Origin of the sequence: Gillisia xinjiangensis (assembly GCF_046298265.1) — a bacterium.
GTDB lineage: Bacteria > Bacteroidota > Bacteroidia > Flavobacteriales > Flavobacteriaceae > Gillisia > Gillisia xinjiangensis.
The window spans coordinates 51,358-71,739 of the sequence record NZ_JBKAHK010000006.1; the positions used below are offsets into that span (position 1 = coordinate 51,358).

At 35.4% G+C, this 20,382-nt stretch carries 15 protein-coding genes; 14 read left to right on the forward strand and 1 reads right to left on the reverse strand.

All coding sequences use genetic code 11. The annotated features are described in order from the left end of the window. The first annotated feature begins 6 nt into the window (after positions 1–6). The 6 genes from ACKGJN_RS11305 to ACKGJN_RS11330 all read left to right on the forward strand — a co-directional run bounded on the left by ACKGJN_RS11305 (position 7) and on the right by ACKGJN_RS11330 (position 3,045). Positions 7–513, forward strand: coding sequence for a tellurite resistance TerB family protein (locus ACKGJN_RS11305; RefSeq protein ID WP_409539609.1), 507 nt, complete (start codon positions 7–9; stop codon positions 511–513). 80 nt (positions 514–593) lie between these two features. Then, on the forward strand, positions 594–989 hold the full coding sequence (locus tag ACKGJN_RS11310) for a hypothetical protein (protein WP_409539610.1): 396 nt from the start codon (positions 594–596) through the stop codon (positions 987–989). A gap of 7 nt (positions 990–996) precedes the next feature. Further along, on the forward strand, positions 997–1,413 hold the full coding sequence (locus ACKGJN_RS11315) for a J domain-containing protein (protein ID WP_409539611.1): 417 nt from the start codon (positions 997–999) through the stop codon (positions 1,411–1,413). A 3-nt stretch (positions 1,414–1,416) separates the two neighbouring features. After that, positions 1,417–1,623, forward strand: coding sequence for a hypothetical protein (locus tag ACKGJN_RS11320; protein WP_409539612.1), 207 nt, complete (start codon positions 1,417–1,419; stop codon positions 1,621–1,623). Between the two features lie 272 nt (positions 1,624–1,895). Then, on the forward strand, positions 1,896–2,330 hold the full coding sequence (locus tag ACKGJN_RS11325) for a DUF1810 domain-containing protein (RefSeq protein ID WP_409539613.1): 435 nt from the start codon (positions 1,896–1,898) through the stop codon (positions 2,328–2,330). 316 nt (positions 2,331–2,646) lie between these two features. Further along, the gene (locus tag ACKGJN_RS11330; protein WP_409539614.1) at positions 2,647–3,045 is read left to right on the forward strand and encodes a hypothetical protein; all 399 of its coding nucleotides are present in this window, start codon (positions 2,647–2,649) and stop codon (positions 3,043–3,045) included. Positions 3,046–3,379: 334 nt separating this feature from the next. Here the strand turns inward: ACKGJN_RS11330 and ACKGJN_RS11335 are convergent, their stop codons facing one another. Beyond that, positions 3,380–3,973, reverse strand: a complete 594-nt coding sequence (locus ACKGJN_RS11335; protein ID WP_409539615.1) for a CHAP domain-containing protein — start codon at positions 3,971–3,973, stop codon at positions 3,380–3,382. Between the two features lie 259 nt (positions 3,974–4,232). Between ACKGJN_RS11335 and ACKGJN_RS11340 the strand changes: the two genes are divergently transcribed. From ACKGJN_RS11340 to ACKGJN_RS11375, 8 genes are all read left to right on the forward strand, one after another. Further along, positions 4,233–4,469, forward strand: a complete 237-nt coding sequence (locus ACKGJN_RS11340; protein ID WP_409539616.1) for a hypothetical protein — start codon at positions 4,233–4,235, stop codon at positions 4,467–4,469. A 70-nt stretch (positions 4,470–4,539) separates the two neighbouring features. Then, positions 4,540–5,100, forward strand: coding sequence for a hypothetical protein (locus ACKGJN_RS11345; RefSeq protein ID WP_409539617.1), 561 nt, complete (start codon positions 4,540–4,542; stop codon positions 5,098–5,100). A gap of 84 nt (positions 5,101–5,184) precedes the next feature. Next, complete coding sequence (locus ACKGJN_RS11350; protein ID WP_409539618.1) at positions 5,185–5,577, forward strand: hypothetical protein; 393 nt, start codon at positions 5,185–5,187, stop codon at positions 5,575–5,577. Between the two features lie 412 nt (positions 5,578–5,989). Continuing rightward, positions 5,990–6,403, forward strand: coding sequence for a hypothetical protein (locus ACKGJN_RS11355; protein WP_409539619.1), 414 nt, complete (start codon positions 5,990–5,992; stop codon positions 6,401–6,403). A gap of 82 nt (positions 6,404–6,485) precedes the next feature. Further along, the gene (rmuC, locus tag ACKGJN_RS11360) at positions 6,486–8,186 is read left to right on the forward strand and encodes a DNA recombination protein RmuC (protein ID WP_409539620.1); all 1,701 of its coding nucleotides are present in this window, start codon (positions 6,486–6,488) and stop codon (positions 8,184–8,186) included. A 48-nt stretch (positions 8,187–8,234) separates the two neighbouring features. Beyond that, on the forward strand, positions 8,235–13,400 hold the full coding sequence (locus tag ACKGJN_RS11365; protein WP_409539621.1) for a DEAD/DEAH box helicase: 5,166 nt from the start codon (positions 8,235–8,237) through the stop codon (positions 13,398–13,400). A gap of 3 nt (positions 13,401–13,403) precedes the next feature. Beyond that, positions 13,404–16,208 (forward strand): helicase-related protein, encoded by a 2,805-nt coding sequence (locus ACKGJN_RS11370; RefSeq protein ID WP_409539622.1) that lies wholly within the window; start codon positions 13,404–13,406, stop codon positions 16,206–16,208. Between the two features lie 245 nt (positions 16,209–16,453). Then, positions 16,454–20,380 carry an Eco57I restriction-modification methylase domain-containing protein gene (locus ACKGJN_RS11375; RefSeq protein ID WP_409539623.1) on the forward strand — a complete coding sequence of 1,309 codons (3,927 nt, stop codon included), beginning with the start codon at positions 16,454–16,456 and terminating at the stop codon, positions 20,378–20,380. The last annotated feature ends 2 nt before the right edge of the window (positions 20,381–20,382 follow it).

Sequence of the window (20,382 nt, forward strand, 5' to 3'; positions counted from 1 at the left end):
TCACTTATGGAAAATCATAATTTTAACCAATTACTTCTTAAAACAGGTTTCTCTTGTATGGCCTGTGACGGCCACATCGACGATAGAGAAGTAGAATTAATAAAATCCCTTTCTAAGGAGAAAAACTTTTTTGGAGATCTGGATACCAGTACTGAATTACAAAAATTAATTGAGAATATTAATGATCACGGTCACGGTTTCCTAAGGCAATACCTAAAGGAACTCGATGATGCGCATCTAAATGAAGAGGAAGAATTGAAGGTGATTAAAGTCGCTATAGATGTTATAGAAGCCGATAAGGAGGTAGAATACAGTGAAATTAAATTTTTTAAAATAATTCGTACACATTTGGATATTTCAGATGAGAATGTTTTAAAGTCCTATCCTGAATTCGAAGAATATTTAGAAAAAGATGTGATTAGTGATTCATATTATATTTCCCTTCAAAATGATTTTTTTGAAAATTACAAAACCCCACAATTTGAATCTCTTAAAATTGATGAAAATCTATAGAGTTAATTATGGAATGTAAGATCAAAATCTTTAAATGAAAATGCATTTTTATAAACTATTTAAAAACCAAGTAAAATAATATGTGGTATAAATTTATAGATATAGCTGAATGGTTTGGTGAGTTAGGTGAACGCTATAATGTTATGAGAGAATTTAATAAGGCTGCAAAATTCGCTTTTATAAGCGGTCAGGCTTTGACTTTATTAAATGCTAAAACAACAATTGGCGATAGTAATTACAGACATGCATTCTCCAAATGGATGTCAGGCGGTTTTCGCATTAAAGCATTATCCGGCAGATCATTACCAAAAAGTGAACTTATTGAAATTGGCAAAATTGTCTTAGACAATGAAGCTCTTGTAAGGAAGTTAATTGCTTTGGGTTGGGATACCCTGGAAGTACACGACGATAAGGGATTCCAGGGGGTGAAATTCCCTTTAAAAGAACACGCCAATATTGGTGGCTTTCTAAATTAAATAAAATATGGAAAAATTTTTAAATATTGCAAGCCAAGCTCAGCAAGCAGATGCTGGTTTAGAAACAGCTACCACTTTTAGCTGGTGGTTATTAATAGTGTTATTTCAATTCATCATTATAACTTTTCTATTATATAAAAACAGGAAATTGAGGCTCGCTCAGGTAAACTCAGATGAATTTGGTGAATTAAAAAGCGCGAAAACCTCAGAAATTAATATGACGGATTTGATGAATGATATTAATAATTCCAGGGATGAGTATAAAATTTTGAGTCGAAAATGCCATCCTGATAGATTCCAGGATGAGGAGGAAAAAAGAAAAGCCGATGAGATATTTCAGGAGATTTCTATGCATAAAAGAAATCATGCAAAGTTATCAGAGCTTAAAATCAGAGCAGAAAAAGAATTAAATATTACATTTTAAAGTATGGAAACAGAAGCAGCAACAGTCTTAATTCAGTTAGCTCTAAGAATAATTGGCGCCGTAGTTTGTACTCAAAGGGCAGAAAAATTAAATAGAAGTCAAACAGGCTGGGGAATATTTGGATTCATATTTCCAATTATAGCAATGATTGCCGTCTATTTTATGAAACCAAAAATGGTATGGGAAGACCGCAGTGAAGAAGGAGCTTAGAAAAAATCAAGAAACATTTTTCTATTCCGAACGACATTTTGTTTTGCCTTTATCTAGCAAACGGAGGCTTGAATCAATTATCATAAAAAATGATCACAATTTCAGAAAGTGATTTAGTTCTTGAAGCATAGAGAGGTAATGTAATTGAACTCATACTGCTGCTAAAATATAGAAATGTGAATGTCATACAAATGGAAAAAAGTAAGGTCAGGAAACCATCGGTATATATTTAAAAAGACCTATATCAATTCGGATTGAAAAACGATTTTAAAATGAAAGACCAATACAATTTACAACGCTTCCTCGATGCCCAGAAACATGATTACTCTATCGCATTACAAGAGATTAAAAATGGCAGAAAACAGTCACACTGGATGTGGTATATTTTCCCACAATTAAAGGGACTTGGATGCAGTTATAATGCAGACTATTATGGCATTGCTGATCTTTCTGAAGCTATAGCTTACCTGGAAAATAAAACGATGCGTGAAAGACTCGAAGAAATCTCTAAGGCTTTGCTTGAAATTATAGATAATGATGCTTTATTGATCATGGGTAACCCAGACCACCATAAATTAAAATCAAGTATGACTTTATTTTCTTCCGTTCCAGGTTCAAACCCGGTATTTGAAAAAGTACTAATTAAATTTTTTGAGGGCAGAAAAAGCAGAAGAACATTAAAAATATTACAGGAAGGAGAGCATTAATATTATAAATTCCTATATGTCTCCCGAGGATTAAAACAATTGATTTTCCTAATACATAAAGCCTATTAATTAACCCCACAAAATTAATAAAAACCTTAATTAGCCTTTTACTCTTAACCACAATTCTGGTTTCAGTGAGTTGATTATCCATGCTCGGAATTGAACGAGGATATCAACACAGGCAATGGTTCCAAAAAAAAATGAAATTACTGGCCATAATAATTGCCGACAAGACCTATCTGCTGCAAAATATAAACTACTCAAATCGGGTTTCGTGATTCTTTAAAAATCAATAATCACTGTAATTCAAAAAATTATGAAGATATTCCTTAGAAATATTTCAATTTTAATTTTCCCCTTTCTGGCAATGATACTTATTAATGAAATTGTAAGACCGACAATTAAGGAAACAAAACACTCAACTTCCGGAATAACTGCAATGAACTCGGCTGCCAGAATTACAGATAAATGCACGTGGATTTGCCATAACGATACCAATTATTGTATGATGAATCATGTGAAATACCTGGAGCCATATTCTAATTATACAAATATCCTATACTTTGGAATTATTGGTATGTTAAAAATGACAGGAAATTATTGGTTGGCAAATATTGTATTCCTGGTCATTCTTATTCCCTCTTTGATTTGGTATTTTATAATTAAATCTATGAGTATGCAGCATCAAATCAATAAACTAAAGAATAAACAATGAATGAAATAGTAAAATTTGGAATGTATGTATATTCCTACTGTACAGATTTCGTGATCAACCTGGCCAATACTCTCAATCTGTCTTACTATGAGATAAACTTCATAGTATTCTGTATACTCTATCCTTTCCTAATTATTTCGTCATTAGGATTTTATATTATGCAAAAAATAAGATTGAATAAATATTCCTACACAAAAACTATGTAAGCGGTTTTAGCACAAACTGGTCTTAACCATTCTGATTTTACACAGCAAAATAATTTTTTTAATCGACAACCGAGAACTTGCAACCGAAGACTATTTTAAAACCATCACATCATCAAATAATCAGAGAATCACTCCTTCCTCAACCACCCCAATACCTGATTATTTTGAATTCTCCATTTCCCTCTATGCTTTTTGAGTTTAAAGTTTTCCCTACTGGAAGCAAGCACGCCTGGATTCTGCTGGATAATATCGATCTCATTATCACTTACTGCAGAAATTATTGCGACGTGCCCATAACTATTAAACTCCGTTGCTTTAAAAATCAGGAGATCGTTTACTCTGGGTTTTGTACTACTCCCGTTGGTGTACTGTATCAGGTTCCTATCGACGTTATTTTTTCCATTTGCAAGACGGGAATCAAAAAAGTCTTTTGCATGTCCATAAGAGTTGGGCATTTTATGATTTAAATGTTCAAAGTAATACCTCTTGACAAATTCAACACATTGATATTTCAAACCAAGATTGTATCCGTCAGGCGCTAAGTTCCTCCCTTTGACATTACCCACTTCCCCATTGTAATATACCGCAACTCCATTAAACTGATCAATTTCCTGGCCTGCCGTTTTTGTGGGATGCAACCCGGTCCTACTATAGATATAAAACCCACCCGCCCCCAACAATAGAACAAGTAAAATAACCGAGACCTTTTTAATAATTCCCAAATAACTAATGTTTAAAGTTTAGTTGAAATCTTTTCTGTAGGGATTACAATCTATAAAAAAAATTCTCAGTGTTATATCCCGGTAGCTAATTTAAAATTTAAATCCCTCTGCTCTCTCCACTTGCGTAATTTACCGGGTTCCGGCAAGCTCAATTTGAACTGAGAACTGCCAGCATCACACCATCAAATCATTATATAATCAAACCACGTCACCCCCTGTCGCTATCTCCACATATATTTGTAAAACAAATCAAAATCGTATGCCCAAAATCGAGATCACTTTAACCGAAGAACAGTACCAACATATTCAGGAAGAGATCAAATATCACAACCGGGTTCACCTTTCTGAAGGGGTTTTTGGCGGATACGAACTGAGCCTGCTCGTGGGAATTCCCGATGTATTTGGAAGTACGCTGGAAATGAATGTTAATGAAAACATTGAATTGGGTGAGGTAAAGTGGAAGTTTGTTCGAGCGACCAGTGACGAGAGATTTTAATATTATGGAAATCCGAAAGGCATTCTTCCGCTACCCTTTTATATTTGTTCAATCACCTAACTATCAAAAAATGAATTACACCCTGGCGTTAACCGGTGACATCTTTCATATTTTCACTGAAGCAGGAACCTTTAACCTCTTTTATAAAATAGAGAATGAGCAACTCCTTTTAAAAACAGAATACCTATATGATTTTGGCCATCCGCATACGACTGAGGAGCATACTTTTAAGATCCAGGATCCCAAACTTTCAGACAAACAAATTCTGAGAAACTTCCTCAATGAAAAATTATATACCCGCTTTTTTTCTGAGCAGATCATACGGCAGGAAAGTGTTTTTTTCTCTTCTGAAGAACTGGAGGATATCAATAATCTTGCACGTAAAGCAAGAAAGGAAAAAGAGGAGCGAGCGAAAATGATGCACCGGGATACCGAAATCATCCAATATTGCGAAAGGGAACAAATGAATCCCCGACTCGCCGGACTGGATCTAAACCAGTGGTTTGCAAATTGTCCCGGGGGCCGGCATCCATTAATGATTGCAGCAGACAGCGGTACCCGGGGATGTGGTTATTGTAAAAAGAAAGGGGAATTACCGGAACTGGAAAAATGGGTTGATGAAAAGAAATAGCCGGGACTTTCCCAACTTTTCAATGACGCCACGAAATGGCGTGATCTCTTGCTAAATATGCAACATTAAATAACTCAACCTCTCATGGAAGTACCTGAAAAGCCTGAAGACAAAACTCTTTATCAGCAGCACCCCACGCCTTTTGATCTCCTGGAGATCAACACTCAGGGTAAATCCATTCCTGAGCTCTACCGGGAACTCAATTCCCTGGCCCGGGAACATTTTATGGAATACTGTTACCGCAGTAAAAAAAACTTTACCTACTTTAAATTCCAGAACACCAATTTTTATCGCAGGTATTTTTACTTGCAGCAACATCTCAAAGGGCTCACCTACTGGCTTTACAACGGTAAGGAAAACCTTCCCGAAAACATGTTTATGCTCCTACGGGAAGAACCGGAATATGACAACCCCTGGGGTACAAGGGCAAATTTTGACAGATTGGAAAAGAAGGATTTTTTTGGAAAAAGCAGGTGATCTTTTTAAGAAATACTGATGGGAAAATTGAATAATATATGCTGCTTACTTACCGGTGAATTAATAGCTGGATTTTACAATTTCGGGAGCAAGTATTAAAATAAATCTTAATTTTTTTAACTGTTTTACGGTTTCCCGTAAAACTAAGCAAATACATATACCTACTTTAGATGCTCAGTTTTAGTGAAAATCAGAAAAAACTGCGCATTATGGATCTAAAAATATTTTAACACACATTTTAGATTTGTTGAGTATTATTAACTAAGTTTGAAATACTGTTCTTTTGCCCTAACCTCAAGGATATCTTTTATTTAAATTAACCTACGAATGAATAGATATTTTCCATTTTTAAAACCCGTTTTTTTTGGTCCGTTGACAAAATTGTAATGAATTTATTTAATACAAATCGAACATGAAAGAAACAGAATTTAAACTTGAATTTGAAAATTTTTACTGCCCCGTTACGGGCAAACACGTATTGGATCCGGGGCAATTCAATCCATCTCCAGCCATGGTATTCCTGTTTTTGCATTCGGAAAGAAGTTTTGAATTTCTACGAAAGGATATAAAGGACAAATTTTCAAAACTTTTTAATGACGATTTAAAACACGGGGAGCTATACTTACATTTAACCGAGAAAGAATTTATCGATAAAGAAAATTATTGGTGGATAACCCATGGTGGGCCTCCATTTGGATTTGTAAGTATGTGTTTTGACATGGAATATGTGGACGAGAATGAGGTGAAGGAGCAGCCTTATTATTTGGAAGATTCGATTCCGGATGAAGATAAACCAAATATAAAAAATCTATTCAAAATTAATTAATGAAAATTACTGCACTTTATACTTTCAGAAATTCACCTTGTCTCAGAAGAAAATGTAACTAAAAATCAAAACCAATTTTCATATGGATATATATATGCTTATAACAGTTGCCGTTTTAGTCCTTATATCAATCATCCTTATATTTGTTTTTCGTCCCAAAACAGAAAGTAATGGTGAAAAGAATTACCAGCTATTACAGGATAAACTTGATGATTTGTTTTTTACTGTGGAAAAACTTCAGGGTGGTTTAAAAGAAGATTTTAGAATTAATCGGGAAGAAAGCGCAAAACTTTCCAAAGAGGATAGGGAAGAATTAAATGACACGCTTAAAGACATACAAAAAGATCAAAAGGAAAATTTAAAAACTATTTCTGAGGATAATGTTAAAGCTTTTGATAAACTTACCGAAAAACTTGAAGAAAAATTGACCGCTTTAACCAATAAAGCAGATGAAAATGCTAAAGAAAACCGGGATGAAACAAAAACTAGTTTTAAAGAATTTCAAGAAAGTTTTGCTCAGAAAATAAAAGAATTTAATGATGTTCAAAAAGAAAAATTTAAAGATATAAATACAAAACAAAAAGAACTGGTTGATACCACTGAAACAAAATTGGAGAGTATACGAAAAACTTTAGAAGAAAAATTAAAGGAAGTTAACGACCAATCAAAGGAAGATTCAGAACTTCAACGTACCAATCTCACAAAAGAAATAAAGGCATTTCAAGAGGCTTTTGATAAGAGCGTTCAATCATTTAACGATTTGCAAAGAGAGAAATTTGCAGACTTAGATAAAAAACAAGATAAACTCATAGAAGGTACAGAAAAGAAACTTGAAGAAATGAGGGAAACTGTTGACGAAAAACTTCAAAAAACTCTTAACGAACGCCTTGGACAATCGTTTGAAACGGTTGGTAAACAACTTGAAGCCGTTCAACTTGGTCTGGGTGAAATGAAAAACCTAGCAACAGATGTAGGAGGTTTAAAAAAGGTTTTAAGTAATGTAAAAATGAGAGGTGGATTTGGAGAAGTTCAATTAGGAATGCTATTGGAACAAATTTTGGCTCCAGACCAATATGAGGCAAATGTCAAAACAAAATCTGGAAGCAGTGATTCTGTTGAATATGCCATCAAATTGCCCGGTAAGGATGAAAATGGAGGGCAGGTATGGCTTCCGGTCGATGCTAAATTTCCAAAGGATATCTATGAGCAACTACAAAACGCACACGAAATTGGAGATATAGCCAGAATTAAATTAGCGGATAAAAACCTGGAAAGTACCATTAAAAAAATGGCGAAAGATATTAGTGAGAAATATCTTGATCCACCCAATACTACCGACTTTGGAATAATGTTTCTTCCTTTTGAAGGAATCTATGCAGAGGTTGTTCGTAATGCAAGTTTACTAGAAACTTTACAGAGAGATTATAAAATAATTGTAACGGGCCCTACCACTCTTGCTGCAATTTTAAATAGTTTGCAAATGGGGTTTAAAACTCTTGCAATTCAAAAAAGAAGCAGTGAGGTTTGGCAAGTACTAGGGGCAGTGAAAACTGAGTTTAAGAAATTTGGAGGCCTTATGGATAAGGCACAGAAAAACATTCAAATTGGGCTTAATCAATTAGAGGAAGTACAAGGTAAAAGAACTAAAGCAATTCAACGAAAATTAATCTCAGTTGAATCTCTTGACCCTAAAGGAACTTCTAAAATTTTTCCTCAGCTAAATAAAATAGAATCCTTGGAGGATCGCGATAATTTAGAACCGGATGAAGTACAACAAAACTAATTTTTATTATTTAAGAGCTTTATTTTAGAATAAAATACCTCAAATAAAATGGACGCATTTAAAACTCATAAGAAGGTAATTGAAAACTACCGAAGCTATCTAGAATCTTTTTTAAGCATAAGTGATGAAAGAATAAAAACAGAGGTTCAAAAAGCTTTCAATGACGAGGGGTTTATTCCCCAACCATTGATTCAATTTAATCCCTCTTATAAAAGAGACCAATCATTATTAGATCTGGTCACTGAAGGAAAAATCCATAAGGATCTTCCAAAAGCCTTTGGAGACTTTAATTTATACAAACATCAAATTGAAGCGATAAAAAAAGGTATTCAGGATCAAGGGTTTATAGTGACATCCGGAACAGGATCAGGAAAATCCCTGACTTTCATGGCTACCATATTCAATCATATCTTTGAGCTGGGAGATAAAAAAACAAAAGGAATAAAAGCGATTTTGGTTTATCCAATGAATGCTTTAATCAACTCGCAGGAAATCGAAATTAAAAAATATGCCGAGATCTTTGGTGATGAATTTCCTGTTTCTGTTGCTACTTATTCCGGGCAAAACAGCAATGCAGATCGGGAGAAAATTCAGGCAGATCCACCTGATATTTTATTAACCAATTATATGATGCTGGAATTAATTATGACCCGGCAAAGGGAGAGTTGGTTAAGGGATTCTCTTAAAGATTCCTTGAAATATTTAATTTTTGATGAGCTTCATACCTATCGTGGCCGGCAGGGTTCAGATGTGAGTATGCTCATAAGAAGAATAAAAAGTATTTGTAATAAAAAATTGGTCTGTATTGGTACTTCTGCTACTATGGCTTCCGACGGAAGTGTAGAAGAAAAGAAAAGAGCTGTTGCCAATGTTGCATCAACAATTTTTGGTGAATCCTATACTGAAGATCAAATCATTAGTGAATATCTGGAACCCTGTACAAGCGGAAAAAAACCTACTAAAGAAGAACTAATTAAATATTTGGAAGAAGAACTTCGTGGTGAGACTGAAACTGATTTTATTACAAGTCCTCTAAGTATTTGGCTGGAAACTCAAATAGCTTTAAAACATAATGGTACTACGCTGGAAAGAGGGCTTCCCCTAACTATAAATGAAATTTCTGAAAAATTAGTTGATTTCACTGGTATTCCTTTCGAAATATGTGTAGATAAAATTACCCGACTTTTAAAATGGACCGAAAAATTAAATGAAGAGAATAGGTTGAAAAATACCCGCCGCACTTTTCTTCCCTTTAAGTTTCACCAGTTTATTTCTCAAACCAGTACAGTATCTGTATCCCTGGAATCACGATCAAGTCGGCATATTACAATAAAATCAGGAAGATATGCTTTGGAAGATGGGGCAGAAAAACTATTGTTTCCAGTACTTTTTAGCAGGTATTCCGGAGTGGATTTTATTTGTGTGGAAAAAGATGTTCAAGAAAACACCCTTTTACCCCGTAATCCAGATGAACACGTTGAAACGCTAACCCTAAAGGAAGGAAAAGGTGACAATTTAAATGAATATAATTTTAGATCAGGTTATATTGTTTTGGATGAGGGTGAAGGTTTTTGGCAAGATGACCCTATCGACATGGTTCCGGAATCCTGGTTAAAACCAAATCGAACCGCACTAAAACCGTATTACCACTGGCATATGCCTAGTGAGATCTATTTTGATTTAGAAGGCAACTATTCCGAAAGCCCAGTATATCCTTTAAAAGGATATTTTATACCTGTAAAACTTAGAATCGATCCCACTGCAGGTATTATTTATGATGATGCTAAAACTAATGAAAATACCAAGTTAATGCGTCTTGGGAATGAAGGTAGAAGTACTGCAACCACAATTACCAGTTATGCAATAATCAATTCCCTTTTCGAGCAAAATGAAAATACAGCAGATCAAAAACTTTTAAGTTTTACTGACAATAGACAGGACGCTTCGCTTCAGGCTGGTCATTTTAATGATTTCATTTCTACCGTTAAACTTAGGGCTGCACTGCACAAAACAATAAAAGATGCAGGTAGCGAATTAAATATTGAAAATATTGCTGAAAAAGTTTTTAAAACCCTCAATTTAAAAGAGACAGATTTCGCAAATCCCAACTTTTTAAGCAGCGATCCCGATTTTCCGGAATTACAAAATATTAAGGCTATCAAGCAATACATTTTGTACAGACTTTTTCAGGATTTAAAAAGGGGTTGGAAATATACGTTACCAAACCTGGAACAAACTGCTCTTCTTAAAATTGAATATTTCAGATTAGAAAAACTGGCATCTTTAGAACACAAATTTACAAACATAGTCCTATTTAATACTTCCACTTCTGAACAGAGGTTAAGCATGCTTAAGCAATTTTTAAATTTCTTTAGAACAAATTTTGCTTTATACCATAGCATTCTTGCTGACAACAGGATGGAAACAGAAAGTTTGCTAAAAAACCGGTTAGATGAAAAAAAATTATGGTCCCTGGATCATAATGAAAATATGGAAAGCCCTACTTTTATGGTTACCCGGGTTCCGGGAAAGGCAATTCAACAAGGAATTTTCTTTTCTTCAATTGGACTGCGTTCTGGTATTGGGAAATACTTTAAAAAGAAATTTGCCGATGCACAGCTGGAAAAACCCGGAATGGATGATTTTACTTTATTCATGGAGCAGTTATGTGATCTTTTGAAGGAAACAGGATTTCTAACTAAAACAGAAAATTTACGGGGAAAAAATGGCACTGTTACCGGTTATCTTTTAAGAGCAGATAATCTTCTTTGGTTACCAGGTGATGAAAGCACCGTGCCCATAGATGAAACCCGAACCAGTACCTATAGACCTTTAGCTTTAAAGCCTAATCAATATTTTCAGGATCTTTATAAGACCGATTTTTCTAAGTTTAATAAAGAGATAATTGGAAAAGAACATACAGGACAATTATCCAGTGGAGACAGAATAGAGAGGGAAGAGGATTTCAGATTAGGCAAGGTTTCTTCCCTTTTCTGTTCCCCAACTATGGAATTGGGAATTGATATCGCCAATCTTAATATCGTCCATATGCGAAATGTACCTCCCAACCCGGCAAATTATGCACAACGGAGTGGCCGGGCCGGAAGAAGTGGTCAAACAGCATTGGTTTTTACTTATTGTTCTGGATGGTCCCCGCACGATCAGAATTATTTCAAGGCCGCACAAACTATGGTAGCCGGTTCGGTTGTTCCACCAAGAATCGATTTGGTAAATGAAGAACTTTTAATATCTCACTTTAACGCCTATATACTCATGGAGTTATCTATAGGTCAATTAAATACTTCTGTGTCAGATTTACTAGATATTACTAATGAGCATGAACTTGCACTTAAACAACAAATTATTGATCATATAGATCACGGGCTTAATTTGCACAAGAACGAATGGCTGCTACAGTTTAAAAAAGTTATAAAGTATATGGAGAAGGATTTATCTGAAGTCTGGTGGTATTCAGATACCTGGCTTGAGAAATGCCTTAATTCTTTCACTGAAAGGTTTGATAAAGCCTTTACCAGATGGAGAACGCTTTATAAAGTGGCAAAAAGCATGAACCATAAAGCTCATTTGACGCTCAATGATCCGCATATGACACAGGGAAACCCTTTATATAAAGAAGCAAGAAGACAATATAATATCGCCTTAAAACAAATTGAATTACTGCGTAACCAAAACAACCGGGAATTTGGCGGGGAATCAGAATTTTATGTTTTCCGCTACCTGGCTTCCGAAGGATTTCTTCCGGGTTATAATTTCACCCGTCTTCCTGTAAGAGCTTTTCTTGGATATAAACATCAAGACGAGGGTGAATTTATTTCCCGCCCCAGATCTGTAGCCTTAAAAGAATTTGGCCCTACAAACATTATTTATCATAATGGAAGTAAGTATGCCATCAACAGAATGTCTATTCTTGATTCTCAGGAGCTTCAGCAAAAAATAAAAATTTCCAAAAAAACAGGATATGTTTTTCTTAATCAGGAAGCTGAAACTGCTAATAATGATCCAATAACAAAGGCTGAATTGAGAGGAGACAATTTTGATTTCAAAACAAACCTGGTGGAACTTATGGATTCTGAAGGTGTTCCCCGTGAAAGAATTTCCTGTATTGAAGAAGAGAGAAGATCTGTAGGTTTCGACATACAGGAGTATTTCAGGTATAGTTCAGGAATTGAACATACCAAAAAAGTGATTATCAAAAAAGCTGGGGAGCCATTACTTAATTTAATTTTTGACCAAGCCACTGAGCTTATTAAAATCAACAAAAAAGCACGCAGAGCCACTGGAGATATCGATGGATTTCCACTGGACCTAAGAAATGGAAAATGGCTATCCAAAAAGGATTTAGAAAACAAAGAAACACTTGAAAACAAACAAGATGTAATGCTCTTTGTAAGGGATAATGCTGATACTATTTATTTACAACCTTTGGAAAACCTTAATCTTTCTGCTGATGAGATAATCACTCTTAGTTACGCTTTAAAAAGAGGTATTGAAAAACTTTTCCAGGTTGAGGAACAGGAAATTGGTGTGAGCGTAATGGGGGACAGAGAAGATCCTAACTTATTAATATATGAATCTTCAGAAGGAAGTTTGGGTATTTTATCGCAATTGGTGGAAGATCCTATAAAACTTCATGAATTGTTTAAAGTCGCCTATGAGTCTATGCACTTTGATCCGGAAACCAGGGAAGAAACAGACTACGGTAAAACATTGCCAAAAGCAACCTATGAAGATCTTCTTTCTTACTACAACCAAAGGGATCATGAAATTTTAGATCGTTATAGCATTAAATTGGCCCTGGAGCAGTTAATGGACTGTGAAGTTTCTCCAGTCCAGCAGGGTAAGGATTATGAGGCTCAGTACGAGTTTATGCTGGATTCTTATGATAAAAAAAGCAATACAGAACTAAAACTTTTAAGGCACTTATATAAAAACAAACTGGCTTTACCAGATAAGGCCCAGGTAAATGTAAAGGATTGTTATGTAAGTGCAGATTTTGTTTATAATACTGATAATGGGCCCGTCCTTATCATGTGCGATGGGAACATTCACGACATTGATACGGTTTCTGATTCCGATGATGAGAAACGAAAATGCCTGCTTAATGCGGGTTATGATTTTATTGCATGGCACCATTCAGAAAGAGTTGAGGACCTTGTTGAAAGAAGAAAAGATATTTTCAGAAAAATAAGATAAACTATGCTAACTACACATAAACCGGGAACCTTAGTTAATTACCGAAACAGGGACTGGATGGTACTTCCATCTGCCGATAAAGATTTGTTAAGAATAAAACCATTGGGAGGTACCGAGGAAGAAGAAACCGCTGTTTATTTACCTCTTCAACTTCCAGGAGAAGAAGTTACTTCAGCCAGTTTTCCTTATCCAAATCCAACAGACATAGGTTCTTTTCAAACTGCACGATTGCTTTATGATGCTTTTCGCTTATCATTTAGAAATGCAGCGGGACCTTTTCGTTGTATGGGAAAATTGTCTTTCAGGCCTCGTTCCTATCAGCTAGTGCCTTTAGTTATGGCATTAAAAATGGAAGTAATACGCCTCCTCATAGCAGATGATGTGGGGGTTGGTAAAACCATTGAAGCCCTAATCATACTTAAAGAAATGATGGAACGAGGGGAAGTCAGGAAATTTGCGGTTATATGCCCTCCACATTTATGCGAGCAGTGGGAAAAGGAATTAAAAGATAAACTGGATATTGATGCTGAAATAATACGATCCAGTACAGTTTCAAAACTGGATAGAAAAATCCCCGATGATCATAGTCTTTTCCATCACGTAAAAGCACAGGTGATATCCATAGATTATATTAAATCTGAAAGACGTAGAGGAATTTTCATTAATGATTGCCCAGAATTTATAATTGTTGACGAAGCCCATACCTGTACGTTACCTGATGGCGCCAAATCTAAGTCTCAGCAACAACGATATGCTTTATTAAGTGACCTGGCACAAGATGAAAACCGTCATATATTATTGTTAACAGCTACCCCACATAGTGGTAAAGACAGTGAATTTACCTCACTCCTTGGTTTACTTAAACCGGAATTCGGAAAATTAGATTTTGAAACTATCGACCAAAACGGAAGGCGAAAACTTTCCAAGCATTTTGTGCAAAGAAAAAGGGAAAATATTACCAGGTGGTTGAATGAAAAAACTGAATTTCCAGAAAGAGAATCATTGGAAGTTGGATTTGGATTATCTCCTGAGTACCAATTTTTTTACCAAAACCTTATTCGATTTGCAAAAGGTTTATCCCAGAAGGAGACAAAAAACGAGCAAACAAAACTGATCCGTTCCTGGGCTGCGATCGCACTTATTAAAGGCGCAATGTCCAGTCCTGCTATGGCCGCTGAAATGCTTGAAAACCGTAAAAACAAATTGATCTCAGAAGAAAATGTTGCCAATTCAGATCTTAGTGAAACCTTGTTTGAAAATATAGAAAACACCAATGATGTTCCCCGTCAGGATTTAATGGAAAGCATAGATTTCGAAAATGAGGAATTAATTGAACTGCAAACCCTGCAGAAAGAAATTCAGGGTATTTCAAAGCAAAATCTGGATCAAAAAATAACGGCAACAGTTAAGGTTCTTGAGAATTGGATCAAAGAAGGTTATGATCCTATTGTTTTTTGTCATTATATCCCAACAGCAAATTATGTAGCTCAAAAATTAAAGGAAAAGTTTTCAAAAAATATACACATTGAGGCTATAACTTCTGAACTGAACGACGAACAGCGCAAGGAACGAATTGAGGTAATGGGCAAAAGCAAAAAAAGAATTTTGGTTGCTACAGATTGCCTAAGTGAAGGAATAAATTTACAGGAACATTTTACCGCAGTACTTCATTATGATCTTCCCTGGAACCCTAACAGGCTGGAACAAAGAGAAGGGAGAGTAGACAGGTTTGGGCAGGTTGCTCCTATTGTTAAAACTTATCTGCTATATGGAGAGGACAATCAAATGGACACCTTTATATTGGAAGTGCTCATTAGAAAGGTTCAGGAAATTAAAAAATCCACAGGGGTTTCAATTTCAATTGGGGAAAACAATGCATCTTTAATGAAAGAGGCAACAAGAAGGTTGTTTCTTGATGAGGATAAAACCCAGGGAGTACAGCAAAAACTTTTTGCAGAAGAAACGATTTCCAAGGAACTGGAAAATGCAAGGAGAAAAGGAGAAAATCTACGAAGTATTTTTGCCCACGAAACCATAGATCCTGAACTTATTAAAAAGGATTTGGAAGAAGTAGACGAAGCGATTGGTGACATAAAAACTGTAGCTGAATTTGTACGTAATGCAGTTCAACTATTGGGTGGAAATTGTATTCCAGATAGAAAATCCGGATTTATTCTTGAACCACAAAATATGCCTACGCATTTAAAAAGGGCATTGGGTAATATCCCTTCCATTAAAGTAAGTTTTAATTCACCTACACCAAAAGGTTATAGATACATTGGCCGTAATAACCGTTTCGTGGAATTATTATGTCAATATCTTATTGCCCTTGCCTTTGATCATAAAGAAAAACATGGCAAGATAGCCAGGGTAAGTGAGATCCAAACCAATGCTGTTCAAACCCGCACAACCCTGGTAGTTTTCAGGGTGAGGAATGTAATAAAGGAATTGGCTACAAACAAGGAATCTATTGCCGAGGAAATGTATCTCTGGGGTTATGAAGCCCAGGACAACAAATTGAAAACCCTAAGCTTTGAAACTTCAAAAAACTTATTGGCTAATGCTGAAAGCTTATCAAACCTTTCGGTGGAAAGACAGGCGGCAGATATTGGGGAAGAACTGAAACGCTTCATAACAATGGAAGATGAATTTATGAAAATGGCAAATGAACGTGCAGATAAACTTGTGGGTGCTCACGGTAGATTCAAGGAACTGGTGGGCGGAAAACGATATGAAAAAGCTACCCCTGTTTTACCTCCGGACCTCATGGGAATCTATGTTTTATTGCCAAAACCTAAAGCGCTTTAATAATGAAATATTCAGCAATAAACATCCAAGGGAATATTCTTACAAGTGAAATCCTTGAAAAAATAAGAAGAGAGGATATCAGGCATCAAAAACCTTTGGATTTCAATCTTGACCCCAATACCACGGTTAGGGACGAAATTAGTTTAGCCTGGTCTATGGCAACTTCAAACTGGAAAGCTTTTCAACAAAAAAGGGAGAATTTTCGAGATTCTGATACGGGTACCACAGAAACAAGAAGATTCTGGATGATGCCGCTTTTGAATTTAATGGGATATGACATAAGTGTTGCCACAGCAGAAATCATAAATAATAAATCATATGCAATAAGCCATAGGGCAAGTAACCTTGAAGGTTTTCCAGTACATATTGTAGGGGTAAATCAATCATTAGATAAACGAGCTGAATCTGGTGGAGCGAGATTGTCACCTCATGCCTTAGCCCAAGAATATTTAAATAATCATGAGCATTTATATTCTTTAGTAACCAATGGTAAATATCTAAGGCTTCTCAGGGATGCCACTCTTTTAAGCAGGTTAAGTTTTGTAGAGTTTAACCTGGAGCAAATTATGGAGGAGAATCTCTATGCGGAATTCGCTCTCCTTTTCAGGTTGTTACATGCTTCCCGAATGCCTCAAAAAATTGAGAATGGGCCGGAAAGTATTTTGGAATTTTATCATGTGGAAGCCCTTGCCTCGGGATCACGAATCAGGGAACGATTAAGCAAGGCGGTAGAAATTTCTATCCGGGATCTGGCCAATGGACTATTAGCCCATCCTGCCAATAAGGATCTACGGGAGGCTGTTCTGGATCAAAAAATTTCTGCGAAGGATTTTTATTTATACAACCTAAGGATCATTTACCGATTATTGTTTCTTTTGGTTATTGAAGATCGTAAACTGATATATCCCGAAAAGACAAATGATGAACTATCTAAGAAAAAAGATTTTTACTATAAATTCTACAGTCTGCAAAGGCTCACAAATTTGGCTGAAAACCTTATTTATGTAGATCCTAAAAAAACTGATTTATGGAGTTCATTACTTACCACCTTTTCACTTTTTGAATACAAAGACTATGGAGAAAAACTTGGAATTGCTCCTTTAGGTTCAGGGATTTTTCATCCCAATGCATTAGGATTAATAAGAAATCAATTATTAGATAACGAAAATTTACTTAGTGTTTTACGTTACCTCGTGTCTTTTGAAAATGAAAACTACCAACGGGTGAGGGTTAATTATGCCGACCTTGATGTGGAGGAATTTGGATCTGTTTATGAAGGTCTTTTGGAATACGAACCAATATTTGAAGAGAATTTGGGTTTACCTGTATTTACATTTGTACAAGGAGATGAGCGTTCCAGTAGTGGATCCCACTATACACCTGAAGAACTTGTTAAACCTTTAATTGATCATTCTCTGCAGTACCAGATTGAAGAAAAATTAAAGGAAAGCGATCCTGAAAAAGGCCTTTTGTCATTGACGGTTTGTGACGTTGCCTGCGGGAGTGGACATATTTTACTTTCCGCAGCGCGAAGAATAGGTTTTGAACTGGCAAAAGTAAGAAGCGGAGAAGACCAACCTACTCCTACCCTCCTTCGTATTGCTGTGCGGGATGTTATTAGAAACTGTATTTATGGGGTAGATCTAAACCCTTTGGCGGTGGAATTATGTAAAGTTGCACTCTGGCTTGAAGCCCACCAACCGGGAGAACCACTTAATTTCCTCGACCACCACATTAAGTGCGGGAATGCCATTGTAGGTTTGGCACATTTTGAAGAATTGAAAAACGGTATTGCCACGGAAGCATTCAAAACCCTGCCCGGTGATGACAGTGAAGTGGCGGCTACTTTTAGAAGGGCAAACGAAGACCAGCGAAAAAAGAAAGGCCAGTTAAGCCTGCACGATTTAGATAAAGTAGAAGCCAATATAAAAGAAATACAGAATGATTTTATTGCCTTTCTATCCATGCCAGAACATACCCCACAACAGATTGAAGCGAAAACAAAAGCTTATGAGAGTTTAACCTCCGGAAAAAAATGGTTTAGGATAAAACAACTGGCCGATTTACAGGTTGCCCAATTCTTCATTCCTAAAACTGCTGAAAACAGAGAGAAGTTAACCACAGAAGCTACCTATCAAAATTATTTAAACTCCGGGGCTCAAATCCAGGATAGAGGTGCGGCTATGGCAATATCTGCAGAAAAGCGATTTTTCCATTGGTTTTTGGAGTTCCCGCAGGTATTTAGCAAAGGAGGATTTGATTGTATTTTAGGAAATCCGCCATATTTAGGTGATAAAAAACTTAAGAGTAATTACGGAGAAAGTTTTTTGAATTTAGTATTATTTTATTTTCGACCAATTGGCGCCGTCGATTTGTCTGGATATTTTTTAAGAAGAATTTATGAATTAATAAATAATCAAGCCTTCTTATCTATAATCACTACGAATAGTATTTCTCAGGGAAATACAAGGAAAGGTGGCCTTGAATATTTACTTAAAAAATCAGGTCATATAAATCATGCGGTATCAAGCATGAAATGGCCAGGAAAAGCAGCTGTAGAAATTTCTTTATTGACTGTTACAAAAATTGATTGGAAAAAATCATATTATTTAAATGGAAAAATAGTTACTACTATTTCTGCCCTTTTGGATGATTCAGAAATAATAAATAGTCCAGTTTTTTTAAACAGTAATAAAAATAAAAGTTTCATTGGATCATATGTTTTAGGTAGTGGCTTTGTACTTGATTTATCAATAGCAGAAAAGCTAATACGAAGTGATAGTAATAATAAAGAGATAATATTTCCATTTTTAAATGGATATGATTTAAATAACGACCCTAAATATCAACCCAGTAGATTTGTAATCAATTTTTTTGATTGGCCAGAAACTAGATATAGTGCAAATGAGTGGAAAGAATTAAAACCGTTTGATAAAAAATCAATATTAGATAAGATAAAAGAGCACAAATTTATCCCTAAGGCACCACCGAATTATGTAGGAAAAGTAGCAACTGACTACCCATTATGTTATAATATAATCAAAGAACTTGTAAAGCCTGAAAGACAAAGATGGAAACTTGATTCAAAAGGGAATGAATTAATAGGACAATATGCAGTTAGGGATCCAATGCCTGAAAGATGGTGGATTTATGGAGAAAAGAGACCAGGTTTATATGGACAACTGAAAAAATTTTCTAGAACTCTCACTGTTGCATTAACAAGTAAAACAGTTGGTTTCGTATTTCTTCCCACTAACATAGTTTTCTCTCACGCGACAGTTGTGATTCCAAGCGAGAAAGAATATGACTTTGCAATTTTACAATCCAGTATTCACCGACTTTGGGTGGATAAATATTCTTCAAGAATGAAAACAGATCAAAGATATACTCCATCTGGTTGTTATGAGAATTTTCCTTTTCCTATCATTCGAAATGAAACTGCTAATAACCTAGAACAACTGGGTAAAGAATATTATGGATTAAGGGATTCAATTCTTCTTAAGAATCAAATAGGATTGACAAAGCTGTACAATCTTACAAATGATCCAAATTATCAGGAAGTAGATGAGCTTAGAATATTGATCAAAAAATTAGATGAAGTGGTATTAGAAGCTTACGGTTGGAAAGAAATACAATTATGTCATGATTTTTATGAATTTGACTATTTGCCAGATAATGATAGAGTGCGCTACACCATTCATCCAGATGCTAGAAAGGAAGTTTTAAAACGTCTTCTTAGTTTAAATCACAAACGCTTTGAAGAAGAAGCAGCTCAAGGATTACATAAAAGGAAAAATATAGAAGCGTATTTTAAAGAAAAAGGTGAAGAAATTCCTGAAGAGATAGCTGTTCAATTCCCAGAGGGAAAAGATAAACCTTCAAAAAAGAAGTCCTCACCCAAATCAAATAAAGTAGAAGAACCTTCGTCTAATTATAAAATGGATTTTGAAAACGGCACAGTGGTTTCTGAGAACTGCAAAGTCCAGATTAAAAACGGCACTGCCCGTGAATATCTCTATCACGTCACTCCAAAAGCCGTGAAAGATGAATTTACAGGAGAATTTAAACAAATAAACCCTTCTACTACTTTAGCTAAATCTATGCTGGGTAAAAGGGTTGGTGAACGTTTTGAGTTTGGGGAGTTGGAGTATGAGATAATTGAAATAATTTAATT